Source organism: Pseudomonas mucoides (assembly GCF_015461845.1).
In the GTDB taxonomy this organism is placed as follows: Bacteria; Pseudomonadota; Gammaproteobacteria; order Pseudomonadales; family Pseudomonadaceae; genus Aquipseudomonas; species Aquipseudomonas mucoides.
Genome location: NZ_JACOPW010000010.1, coordinates 188,519 through 200,102, shown reverse-complemented (window position 1 = coordinate 200,102; position 11,584 = coordinate 188,519). Strand labels below are relative to the sequence as shown.

The window sequence follows — 11,584 nt, the reverse complement described above, 5'->3', positions numbered from 1 at the left end:
GTGCTGTTCCCCAACTTTTCGCTCGGCGAAGAGTATGAACATGCGCCGCCGGCGACGAATCGCCAAATCTCACCGTATCTCCCGAGCGGACGATTTCGCACCGGTCTGCCCGTCGAAGGGCTTGCGATCGAACGGGGCGACCTTTTCTATGCATGTCCGCGAGCCAGCGTCTTTTATGGCACGGCGCTCGACGCCGACCTTCGGACGCGCGGCGTAAGCACGCTTGTCATGGCCGGGATAAGCACCACCGGCGTTGTTCTTTCAAGCGTCGCCTGGGCTAGTGATGCGGACTACGACGTGCGTTTGGTCCAGGACTGCTGCTACGACCCGGATCGGGATGCCCACGAAGCTCTGTTGCGTTCCGGGTTCGGCGGACGTGTACAGGTCGTGTAATTTTCGGGCCTCGCATGATCGCGGCCATAGCCGCAGGTGGATTGGTGCGAGGCAGGGCCAGTCCAAGTCAGGGTGCGGTCATCGCGGCGCCTGCAACTCTCAAAAACCCATCGCCGTAGCGGAGGTCTTGTAATCGCATGTCATTACGCACGCCCGATTTATTGTTCACAGCGATAGCACCTGCCATTTGGGGCAGCACCTACATTGTCACCACCCAATACCTGCCGAACTTCTCACCGATGACGGTCGCGATGCTGCGGGCGTTGCCGGCGGGTTTATTGCTCGTGATGATCGTCCGACAGATTCCAACGGGAATCTGGTGGATGCGCATCTTCATCCTCGGCGCACTTAATATTTCGCTATTCTGGAGCTTGTTGTTTATTTCGGTCTACCGCCTGCCGGGCGGGGTCGCGGCGACGGTAGGCGCTGTGCAGCCGCTGATGGTCGTGTTCATCTCTGCCGCTCTGCTAGGTAGCCCGATACGATTGATGGCGGTCCTGGGGGCTATTTGCGGAACTGCGGGCGTGGCGCTGTTGGTGTTGACACCAAACGCAGCGCTAGATCCTGTCGGCGTCGCAGCGGGCCTGGCGGGGGCGGTTTCCATGGCGTTCGGAACCGTGCTGACCCGCAAGTGGCAACCTCCCGTGCCTCTGCTCACCTTTACCGCCTGGCAACTGGCGGCCGGAGGACTTCTGCTCGTTCCAGTAGCTTTAGTGTTTGATCCGCCAATCCCGATGCCTACAGGAACCAATGTTCTCGGCCTGGCGTGGCTCGGCCTGATCGGAGCGGGTTTAACCTACTTCCTTTGGTTCCGGGGGATCTCGCGACTCGAACCTACAGTTGTTTCCTTACTGGGCTTTCTCAGCCCGGGGACCGCCGTGTTGCTAGGATGGTTGTTCTTGGATCAGACGCTGAGTGCGCTTCAAATCATCGGCGTCCTGCTCGTGATCGGGAGTATCTGGCTGGGCCAACGTTCCAACCGCACTCCTAGGGCGCGTATAGCTTGCCGGAAGTCGCCTTGACCCGCATGGCATAGGCCTATCGTTTCCACGATCAGCGATCGGCTCGTTGCCCTGCGCCGCTCCAAAGCCCGCGACGCAGCGCCGGCAGGCAGAGCAAGTAGAGGGCAGCGCCTGCAATCCATGCCCACCCGTTCCACGTTGTTATAGAAGCCGCATAGATCGCCGTGAAGAGGAGGGGTCCGACGATCGAGGTCAGGCTGGTGAGCGCCGCCAGTGAGCCTTGCAGCTGCCCCTGACGTTCCTCATCCACCTGCCTGGACAACATTGCTTGCAGCGCCGGCATTCCGATGCCACCCGAAGCAAGCAGGACCATGATCGGGAACGCCATCCATCCCCGTGTCGCGAAGGCAAGCAGGATGTAGCCTGTGCCGTCGGCAATCATTCCGAGCATGAGTGCCCGCCTTTCGCCGAGCCGGGCGGCTACAGGGCCGGTGATCATTGCCTGGGCGAGTGAATGCAGAATGCCAAATGCGGCAAGCGAAATGCCGATCGTGGTCGCGTCCCAGTGAAAGCGATCCTCGCCGAAAATGACCCAAAGCGCGGCCGGCACCTGTCCGACAAGTTGCATGATGAAGAAGACCGCCATCAGGGCGGCGACGACGGTCATGCCCCGGGCCCACCGGAACGAAGCGAGCGGGTTGAGAGCCTCCCGGCGTAACGGCCGGCGTTCGCCTTTGTGCGACTCCGGCAAAAGGAAACAGCCCGTCAGGAAATTGAGGCCGTTCAAGGCTGCCGCGGCGAAGAACGGAGCGTGGGGGGAGAAACCGCCCATCAGCCCACCGAGCACAGGTCCCGCGACCATCCCGAACCCGAAACAGGCGCTCATGAAGCCGAAGTGCCGCGCGCGCTCATCGCCATCAGTGATATCGGCAATATAAGCGCCGGCTACCGCCCCAGTCGCCCCGGTGATGCCGGCCACGATCCGCCCGATATAGAGAACCCAAAGGAAAGGCGCCGTCGCCATGATGGCGTAGTCGACAGCAGCGCCGGCCAGCGAGACGAGCAAGACCGGCCGCCGCCCGAAACGATCCGACAGCGCGCCCAGCACAGGTGCGCAGGCAAATTGCATCAACGCATACAGCGCCAGCAGAATGCCATAGTGGGCGGTGACGTCGTTCGAGTGAACCAGATCGCGCAGGAGGCCCGGCAGCACCGGCATAATCAGGCCGATGCCGACAGCGTCGAGCGCGACAGTGCTCAGAATTACGATCAGGGGTCTGTTGGGTTTCACGTCTGGCCTCCGGACCAGCCTCCGCTGGTCCGATTGAACGCGCGGATTCTTTATCACTGATAAGTTGGTGGACATATTATGTTTATCAGTGATAAAGTGTCAAGCATGACAAAGTTGCAGCCGAATACAGTGATCCGTGCCGCCCTGGACCTGTTGAACGAGGTCGGCGTAGACGGTCTGACGACACGCAAACTGGCGGAACGGTTGGGGGTTCAGCAGCCGGCGCTTTACTGGCACTTCAGGAACAAGCGGGCGCTGCTCGACGCACTGGCCGAAGCCATGCTGGCGGAGAATCATACGCATTCGGTGCCGAGAGCCGACGACGACTGGCGCTCATTTCTGATCGGGAATGCCCGCAGCTTCAGGCAGGCGCTGCTCGCCTACCGCGATGGCGCGCGCATCCATGCCGGCACGCGACCGGGCGCACCGCAGATGGAAACGGCCGACGCGCAGCTTCGCTTCCTCTGCGAGGCGGGTTTTTCGGCCGGGGACGCCGTCAATGCGCTGATGACAATCAGCTACTTCACTGTTGGGGCCGTGCTTGAGGAGCAGGCCGGCGACAGCGATGCCGGCGAGCGCGGCGGCACCGTTGAACAGGCTCCGCTCTCGCCGCTGTTGCGGGCCGCGATAGACGCCTTCGACGAAGCCGGTCCGGACGCAGCGTTCGAGCAGGGACTCGCGGTGATTGTCGATGGATTGGCGAAAAGGAGGCTCGTTGTCAGGAACGTTGAAGGACCGAGAAAGGGTGACGATTGATCAGGACCGCTGCCGGAGCGCAACCCACTCACTACAGCAGAGCCATGTAGACAACATCCCCTCCCCCTTTCCACCGCGTCAGACGCCCGTAGCAGCCCGCTACGGGCTTTTTCATGCCCTGCCCTAGCGTCCAAGCCTCACGGCCGCGCTCGGCCTCTCTGGCGGCCTTCTGGCGCTCCTGCTGCGGCGTCCGCTCGTGGGCCGTGGCGCGGGTCCGCGCGCCGGCCTCGTGCGCCTGGCGCTCGCGGGCGAGGTCCAGGGCGGCCGTCTTCACGTTCTGCCTTGCGCAGATGAGATAGGGGAGCCCGCAGAATTCGGAAAAAATCGTACGCTAAGGTTTTCCGGGCATCCGTAAGGGCCGAAACTTCCCGTCTTCCAGTCTGCGGCTCTGCCGCCAGACGTAATCGCCGGTTAGGTTGATGTGCTCCCAGCCCAGCGGCGACAGGAATTGCAGCAGCTCGCCGTCCACCGGCTTGCCGGCCTCGACCAACCCCTGGGTGGCGCGTTCCAGGTACACCGTGTTCCACAGCACGATAGCCGCCGTCACCAGGTTGAGGCCGCTGGCCCGGTAGCGCTGCTGCTCGAAGCTCCGATCCCTGATTTCCCCAAGGCGGTTGAAGAACACCGCCCTGGCCAGCGAGTTGCGCGCCTCACCTTTGTTCAGGCCGGCATGCACGCGGCGGCGCAGTTCAACACTTTGCAGCCAGTCCAGGATGAACAGCGTGCGCTCGATCCGGCCCAGCTCGCGCAGGGCCACGGCCAGTCCGTTCTGGCGCGGGTAGCTGCCGAGCTTGCGCAGCATCAGCGAGGCGGTGACGGTGCCCTGCTTGATCGAGCTGGCCAGGCGCAGGATGTCGTCCCAGTGGGCACGCACGTGCTTGATGTTCAGGGTGCCGCCGATCAGCGGGCGCAACGTCGGGTAGGCTTGCACGCCCTGCGGCACGTACAGCTTGGTTTCGCCGAGGTCGCGGATGCGCGGCGCGAAGCGGAAGCCTAGCAGGTGCATCAGGGCAAAGACGTGATCGGTGAAGCCGGCCGTGTCGGTGTAGTGCTCCTCGATCCGCAGGTCGGACTCGTGGTACAGCAGGCCGTCGAGCACATAGGTGGAATCGCGGACGCCGACATTCACCACGCGGGTGCTGAACGGCGCGTACTGGTCGGAGATATGGGTATAGAACAGCCGTCCCGGCTCGCTACCGTACTTCGGGTTGACGTGCCCGGTGCTCTCGCCCCGGCCACCCGCGCGGAAGCGCTGGCCATCGGAGGATGAGGTCGTGCCGTCGCCCCAGTGGGCGGCAAAGGCGTGGCGATACTGGTGGTTGACCAGCTCGGCCAAGGCCGCCGAATAGGTTTCGTCGCGGATGTGCCAGGCTTGCAGCCAGGACAGCTTGGCGTAGGTCAGGCCGGGGCTCGACTCGGCCATCTTGGTCAGCCCGAGGTTGATCGCATCACCGAGGATTGCGGACAGCAGCAACGTCCTGTCTTTGGCCTCGGCCCCGTCCTTCAAGTGGGTGAAGTGGCGGCTGAAGCCCGTCCAGTCGTCCACGTCCATCAGCAGTTCGGTGATCTTGATGCGCGGCAGTAACTGGCTGGTTTGGTCGATCAGCGCCTGCGCCCGATCCGGCACCGCCGCATCCAGCGGGGTGATTTTCAGCCCTGACTCGGTGAGGATGGCATCGGGCAGCTCGTTGTCCTTGGCCAGGCGGGTGACGGTGGCCAACTGCTCGTCCAGCAGCTGCAAACGCTCTTCCAGGTACTGGTCGCTGTTCGGGTTGATCGCCAGGGGCAGGGCCTGCTCGCGCTTGAGTGCGGCGAACTTCTCGGCCGGCAGCAGGTAGTCGTCGAAGTCGCGGAACTGCCGCGAGCCCTTGACCCAGATGTCGCCGGAGCGCAGGGCGTTCTTCAGCTCGGACAGGGCGCAGATTTCGTAGAATTTCCGGTCGAGGCCTTCCGGGGTGATCACCAGCGGCTTCCAGCGCGGCTTGATGAAGGCCGTGGGTGCATCGGCCGGCACCTTGCGCAGGTTGTCGGCGTTCATCTCACGCAGGGTCTGCACGGCTGCCAGCACGCCTTGCGCGGCCGGCGCGGCGCGCAGTTCCAGCACCTCCAGCAAGGCCGGCGTGTAACGGCGCAGGGTGGCGAAGTTCTCGCCGACCAGGTGCAGGTGGTCGAAGCCTTCCGGCCGGGCCAGCAGCTCGGCCTCGCTGACGCTCTCGGTGAACTCGTCCCAGGGAATCACCGCCTCGATGGCGGCATAGGGGTCGCTGCCGCTTTCCTTCGCTTCCAGCAGCGCCTGGCCGATCCTGGAGTACAGGCGCACCTTGTCGTTGATCGCCTTGCCCTGCTTCTGGAACTGCTGCTGATGCTTGTGCTTCGCGCCGCTGAACAGCTTGACCAGGATGCGGTCATGCAGATCGACCAGCTCATCGATCACGGTCGCGGTGCTCTCCAGCACCACGGCGGCCAGGGTCGCGTAGCGGCGCTGCGGCTCGAACTTACCGAGGTCTTTGGGCGTCATCTGCCCACCCTCGCGGGCCAGCTTGAGCAGGCGGTTCTGGTGGATGTGCCGGCCCAGGCCTTCGGGCAAGTCCACCAACTGAAATGTCTTCAGCCGCTCGATGTGTTCCAGCATGTGCCGAGAGTTGGGTTTCAGCGGTGCCTGGCGCAGCCAGGTCAACCAGGTGATGCTGCTGCCGGCCTTGAGCTTCAACAGCTCGTCCAGCTTGGCCCGATGCGAGTCCGTGAGTGGTTCGACCAGGGCGCGGTAGACCCGCCGATTGGCTCGCGCAATGGCTTCCGAGCAGGCCCGGTCAATCACGCTCAGCGCCGGCAGGATGCGTCGTTTCTGCCGTAGGCTCTCCAGGGCCTGACCGGCCAGCAGCAAGCCTTTGTCGGTCTGCTGGGCCAGCTCGGTTAGCTCGCGCACCAGGGCGCGGAAGTCGGACAGGCCGAACGGGGCCAGTTGCAGGTAGGTGCGCAGTTCCTGGGCATGCTCGCGACGGGTCACGTCGCGCTCGCCGTACTTTGCCCAGCTCGCCGGCTCGGCCTGGACTTGCTTCGCCACCCACAGGATGACCGGCTCGGGCAGCTCGCTGTCGGTTCCCAGCGCGTAACCGGGGTAGCGCAGCAGGCAGAGCTGCACGGCGAAGCCGAGGCGGTTGGCGTCGCCGCGTCGCTGGCGGATCAGCGACAGGTCGGAGTCGTTGAAGGTGTAGTAGCGGATCAGGTCATCCTGGCTTTCCGGCAGCGCAAGCAGGGTGTCCCGCTCCGTGGCCGAGAGGATCAAGCGACGCGGCATGTGTCAGTCGTCCGTGCGGAGGTACTGGTAGAGGGTTTCCCGGCTGATGTTGAACTCGCGGGCAAGCTGCGCCTTGGGCTCGCCGGCCGTCGCTCGCTGCCGCAGGGTAGCAGCCTGCTCATCGGACAGGGCTTTCTTGCGGCCCCGGTACGCGCCACGCTGCTTGGCCAAGGCGATGCCCTCACGCTGCCGCTCGCGGATCAGGGCGCGCTCGAACTCAGCGAAGGCCCCCATCACCGACAGCATCAGGTTGGCCATCGGCGAGTCCTCGCCAGTGAACACCAGGCCCTCCTTCAGGAACTCGATGCGCACGCCGCGCTGAGTCAGCTTCTGTACCAAGCGACGCAGGTCATCGAGGTTGCGGGCCAGCCGATCCATGCTGTGCACCACCACTGTATCGCCTTCGCGGACGAAGCTCAGCAGCGCTTCGAGCTGGGGGCGCTGGGTGTCCTTGCCCGATGCCTTGTCGGTGAACACCTTGCTCACCTGGGTTTGTTCCAGCTGGCGTTCCGGGTTCTGGTCAAAGCTGCTGACCCGGACGTAGCCGATGCGGTGCCCCTGCACGATGTCTCCTTGGTTGAAGGCGGCTTAAGTGCACTTTCTGTTCCGTTGTGCCTCAAAGCCCATTTCTGTCAGGCTGAAATCTATAACCTTCGCGGGCATGTGTCAAAAAATGGGAAAGCAGACTCTATTCTGACGAAGCGGCGCGGCCCTGCCTGACATCAAGTTAGGGTATACCCCATTCGGACACCGACTACACAACCTAAGGGCTTGCAGGCTGTCAGCAGGGCTTATCGTACGATTTTTTCCGTTTTCTCTATGCCCCCCAATCTAAACCTCCTAGCCAGGATGAAGCCCGTGGACGGCTCACGAAAGATCAATTCATAGCTTTACGATCACTTGCAAAGGGTCATTGGGTACAAGGAAGTGCGATTCAGTGGAAATTCAACCGAAACTGGCTCTCCGTACACGTATCGAATACCTTTTTGGATACGGTTAATTCGCTTCAGACACGGGGCCTGGCCACCAAGGGGAAATGTTGCTTGAAATGCAAACGTGACGTCTACCTGCTGACCGAGGCCGGATTGCAGCTTGTAAGTCATGCCAACTCTCCCTTCCAACATCGCCGAGTGACAAGGGAGGCAGCGATCAAAAAACAGAGCATCACCTCCCGACTGCTCTACTGGCTTGGAAGATAGCCGGTAAACCAATATGGAAATAAACCAAATTAAATTCTGCGCCATCACATCTATTTAAATATTGCGCTTTTGCATTAAGGAACGTGACAAATATGAAAACTTTAGTCGGGATGTTTTGGGGAATGGTCGGCGGTGTATTTGTAGCTTTTGGAATAATCTTGTTTACACAGCTAATTGGGGCCGGAGCCGATTTGATTGGATTTACTGAATGGACTTATCGTTACTACATGATTTGCCTCAGCGTATGCTTCGCCTTTCTACTTCTGTCGAAGCCTGCACGTAAATATTGGAGGTTCATGACAGTTTTCTTTGTTGCAGTTGTCTTGGTCATTGGAGTTGGTTTCAATACCTTTCTTGATACATCAAGCGCCAATGCTCAAATGGATCAGATGGCGAATAGTCTGCTGGCGATATCTTTGATTGTGGCTAAAGCAGTCATGTACGTGGGTCCAGGTGCATTGACAGCATTTTATGCGTTTGTAGCGTTCAACGGGGTGTCAAAAGGTAATGACAGCAAAACTCTCAACTGATAGCTGAACGGTGTGTCACCTGAACCCTTGATTTCGGCAGTTTAAAACGGGCTGCTAAATTACCAGTTACTAGGCGCAAGTCCTCATAGGAATTTACATGAAACGAAATATGGCCATCGCTTCAACGGTGCTGGCTCTTGCGGCAGGGATCGCCGTTGGATATGCAATTTGGCATACCGATCCAGTTGAAACCCAGGTCATACCACCGGCTTCTTTGAAAGATTTTTCACGGCGAGCGCTGGAAGATTTCTGCGGGCATAGCGCTGTATTCTCCGACTTAGTAAGGACCGGTACTGTTAAAGATGGTGTGCGCGAACAGAAGGTGGTACGAGGTTTCCAGATGATCGCAAACCCGCTGTCAGACAGGGCAGCAGTTTGTTCCGTCAAGGCTTCGATCATCACCAGAAGAACCCAGCAAAACGGTAACTCCATGGAGATATCGGGGGATACTCATCTGACTTACCTCGTTGCGCTTAATGGCGATTCAGAAATCATTTCGGAGGAGTTTGCAAAGGAGTTGCTCCGTTCTCACGTGATCCAAGTTGTGGCTTCAAACCTCGGCAACGACGGCACCATCGTTCCGCAAGTTAAACTTAAACTCTAGTTGGGAGTCGGCTGGATGCCATACGCATCACGCCTGTTCTTAAGGAGCGTGGCGCATGAGAAGAGTTGCGCTCCACAGGGAGCTCCAATAGGATTTATCCATGACGAAAAGGGAGCCGAGGCTCCCTTTTCTTGTCAGAATGAAATTAGTTTTTCAGACGGTTAAATGCGTCAGTAATCGCTTCATCAGTGAACTTGTAAAGTTGACCACCTACAATTTGGACAGTCCAAGGGTACTTCGGCCGGCGAGGATGATATCCCACGAGGTTGAACTCGCCGTAAGACGATGATTTAAGGGTCGTATCAGGATCGAAGCCTCGGTGCTTGCATTCCAGCTCAAGCATCGTACGCTCTTTACTCACGCCTCCCGGAATGCGGATTTTAAGCTGAACAGTCAGTTCGCTTCCTGAAAAAGAACCGCTCCCAATTTCAAGCTCATAACCGGTGCTCAATCCATTCATGGCCTTCTGGATGCTCTCAACAGCCGACTTTGCTTTCGTGCGGTCAAAGTTAGCTGCTGCTGGGTTGGCTGCTTGTGTCATGGTGATGCTCCTCTATGAATGTGGAGCCATTTCAACCCACTCTAGCGCGTGCCAGAACCCGCAGAAGACAATTACAGAAAGTATGGTCTACGACACTTTCACGCCTGCGAGCGCCGCGTGCTTATTTGCAGACCGAGTTCGGAAAGGGCCAGTTACTGCAATGGGGCTGTGTGCAACAACTGGCAGTGCGTTCACTCCCGTAATCCCTGGGGGCCTAGTCTTCCGCGTCTATAAATTGACATCATTGTCGCGAAACTCATAAATCACAGACAGAGCAGCGTTAACTATCGGGTTTAGGCGAATCGCATCTGCAACCACTTGCTCTCGCTCTCCATCAGTCAGGTTCTGCCAGATCCCGATGTTAGGGCCGGTGAATGCAACATCGGGCTCCTCAACGTCGAAATAGTCCTCGATATAGGCCAAGATGAACTGGCCGCAATCATCACCTCGACCCTCTATGTGAAGCCGGCCGTCCGCTAAACCTTCCCAGAACATGGATAGGTCCACCTCCAAGTTACTGGAGTCGACGGCACTGTCTTTCATGAGGAGTTGGACGTCCTCGAGGGAGAAGTCGCTTTCTAAAAGCCTGCAAAACCCGATGCCAAGCGGCTCGTCGATCTTGTAGGGTGCCGTCGAGGTATATCTGACAACATCAATAATCGGCATGGGCTGGTCGATCACCTCAGCATGAGGGAGCTCCAGCTCTCCGAGTGGCCGCATGTTATCCATGATCGAAAGCTCAAGGGCTTCAGCGTCGTTAAGCTGGCGAACCTCAGCAGGAATTGTCTCCAGTCCACCAACTATCGCGCCTTTCCAGCGGACCAAGCCGCATACGACTTCGAATAGATCGCCAACGGGCCTGACAATCAGCGGTTCGCGAATGCCATGTACTTTGATGTCAGCGGCCATGGCCTCTACCTGGGCATTGGGTTCAGCAGGGCTGCCTAGGGCTTTGAAGTATTTCAATCGTGAAAGGGGGATCTGAATAATCACAGACACTGGAACCTCTGCCTTGGTTAAACAATTTCATAAGGATGAAATCAGTATAACCCCGTTCATTTTTGGGATCCCTTGCAGGTGCATCAGGGTTGGCTGAGCGAAAATCCTCGTGGACGATTTACCGCTACGATCAGGATTCAGCACTGCTAGGCGGTGTCCGCGATAGATGCGTCGTGGTTTTCGTTTTGTAGGCTGTAGAAATCAGGGTCCGCCCATGCAGCACATAACTTTGCTGATAGGCCGGTAACTGCAACCATGAATCGGCAACAGTCAGGTTCGGAGAATGCCAGCGACTGTCCGACGCTGACAGAGTAGCGGGGGAAAGCTTCGCGATCACCTGACGCAATTTCAGGATCCACTACACCTCGCACATGGCCAATGAGCGTCATGTACCGCCAGTGGGCCGACTCAAGGGACAGCTGTTGAGCAGGGGTTGCGGTGTTAAGGATCGCATTGAATTCTGCGGGATTCATCATTGCCTCGTCTTCTCTGTAGCTCCCTCCGGCTGTTCGCTTCCACCGGTAGGACATCATCTTTTCACGACTTGAGGCTAATGCTATACCCCCGAAAAGCAACCCATTACCTGGCTTCGGAAACCTAATATGAGCGTCACCCACCATCTGGCCAAGATCAAAGCGACCGTGTCTTTGCGGCTAACGCTTCAGGAATTTTGCTACTAGGTAAAAGCCCCAACTCATCACAAATCTCTTTGCCGCCTTCTAGGATGAAGCCTTGCCGCTGTGATCTATTGAAGACAGCAATCTCGGTGATGCCTGCCAAATAGCCACTGCTTGCCTGTTTGAGCCAAACTCTTGCGCAGACACCGTTACTGATGGCCTGAGTAAAGATTTGCGTTGTAACCGTATTCTCATCAAGCACAACCGTGGTTCGGGCTCCTTGTTCCGTCACACTTTCTGGAGCCCAAGCGCTGAGCGCCACCCCGACTTCGCCTGAAGAGTCAGCTGAGGCGAAGCCAGGCACAAGCAAGCCCGCTATGATTCCCCACTTCAA

The 11,584-nt window shown here is 58.9% G+C and carries 11 protein-coding genes; 5 read left to right on the top strand and 6 right to left on the bottom strand.

Annotated features, from left to right (window positions below; all coding sequences use genetic code 11):
- Positions 1-393: a cysteine hydrolase family protein gene (locus tag H8F22_RS29640; RefSeq protein ID WP_001351729.1), complete on the top strand. Its 393-nt coding sequence runs from the start codon at positions 1-3 to the stop codon at positions 391-393.
- A gap of 137 nt (positions 394-530) precedes the next feature.
- On the top strand, positions 531-1,415 hold the full coding sequence (locus tag H8F22_RS29635; protein WP_000058717.1) for a DMT family transporter: 885 nt from the start codon (positions 531-533) through the stop codon (positions 1,413-1,415).
- A gap of 31 nt (positions 1,416-1,446) precedes the next feature.
- On the opposite strand, the gene tet(A) is transcribed toward H8F22_RS29635, so the two are convergent.
- Positions 1,447-2,646 (bottom strand): tetracycline efflux MFS transporter Tet(A), encoded by a 1,200-nt coding sequence (gene tet(A), locus H8F22_RS29630; RefSeq protein ID WP_000804064.1) that lies wholly within the window; start codon positions 2,644-2,646, stop codon positions 1,447-1,449.
- Positions 2,647-2,751: 105 nt separating this feature from the next.
- On the opposite strand from tet(A), the gene tetR(A) reads away from it, so the two are divergent.
- Positions 2,752-3,402 carry a tetracycline resistance transcriptional repressor TetR(A) gene (gene tetR(A) / locus H8F22_RS29625; protein WP_000164043.1) on the top strand — a complete coding sequence of 217 codons (651 nt, stop codon included), beginning with the start codon at positions 2,752-2,754 and terminating at the stop codon, positions 3,400-3,402.
- Between the two features lie 331 nt (positions 3,403-3,733).
- Here the strand turns inward: tetR(A) and H8F22_RS29615 are convergent, their stop codons facing one another.
- Both H8F22_RS29615 and H8F22_RS29610 read right to left on the bottom strand, forming a co-directional pair.
- A complete protein-coding gene (locus H8F22_RS29615) occupies positions 3,734-6,700 on the bottom strand; it encodes a Tn3-like element TnAs1 family transposase (RefSeq protein ID WP_001138014.1) in 2,967 nt (988 codons plus the stop codon).
- 3 nt (positions 6,701-6,703) lie between these two features.
- On the bottom strand, positions 6,704-7,264 hold the full coding sequence (locus H8F22_RS29610) for a recombinase family protein (RefSeq protein WP_001161490.1): 561 nt from the start codon (positions 7,262-7,264) through the stop codon (positions 6,704-6,706).
- A 727-nt stretch (positions 7,265-7,991) separates the two neighbouring features.
- Here H8F22_RS29610 and H8F22_RS29605 point away from each other — a divergent pair.
- A complete protein-coding gene (locus H8F22_RS29605; RefSeq protein WP_169904204.1) occupies positions 7,992-8,429 on the top strand; it encodes a hypothetical protein in 438 nt (145 codons plus the stop codon).
- 97 nt (positions 8,430-8,526) lie between these two features.
- Positions 8,527-9,033, top strand: coding sequence for a hypothetical protein (locus tag H8F22_RS29600; RefSeq protein WP_169904203.1), 507 nt, complete (start codon positions 8,527-8,529; stop codon positions 9,031-9,033).
- Between the two features lie 145 nt (positions 9,034-9,178).
- On the opposite strand, the gene H8F22_RS29595 is transcribed toward H8F22_RS29600, so the two are convergent.
- From H8F22_RS29595 to H8F22_RS29585, 3 genes are all read right to left on the bottom strand, one after another.
- Entirely contained in the window at positions 9,179-9,574 is a 396-nt protein-coding gene (locus H8F22_RS29595; protein WP_169904202.1) for a hypothetical protein, read from the bottom strand.
- 228 nt (positions 9,575-9,802) lie between these two features.
- Positions 9,803-10,567: a ParB/RepB/Spo0J family partition protein gene (locus tag H8F22_RS29590; RefSeq protein ID WP_311775990.1), complete on the bottom strand. Its 765-nt coding sequence runs from the start codon at positions 10,565-10,567 to the stop codon at positions 9,803-9,805.
- Positions 10,568-11,203: 636 nt separating this feature from the next.
- Entirely contained in the window at positions 11,204-11,584 is a 381-nt protein-coding gene (locus H8F22_RS29585; protein WP_169904200.1) for a hypothetical protein, read from the bottom strand.

What these genes read in the sequence shown, in the direction of transcription:
- H8F22_RS29635 (WP_000058717.1), top strand. Translation starts at nt 531, where the DNA reads ATGTCATTACGCACGCCCGATTTATTGTTCACAGCGATAGCACCTGCC.
- H8F22_RS29615 (WP_001138014.1), bottom strand. Translation starts at nt 6,700, where the DNA reads ATGCCGCGTCGCTTGATCCTCTCGGCCACGGAGCGGGACACCCTGCTT.
- H8F22_RS29605 (WP_169904204.1), top strand. Translation starts at nt 7,992, where the DNA reads ATGAAAACTTTAGTCGGGATGTTTTGGGGAATGGTCGGCGGTGTATTT.
- H8F22_RS29600 (WP_169904203.1), top strand. Translation starts at nt 8,527, where the DNA reads ATGAAACGAAATATGGCCATCGCTTCAACGGTGCTGGCTCTTGCGGCA.
- H8F22_RS29595 (WP_169904202.1), bottom strand. Translation starts at nt 9,574, where the DNA reads ATGACACAAGCAGCCAACCCAGCAGCAGCTAACTTTGACCGCACGAAA.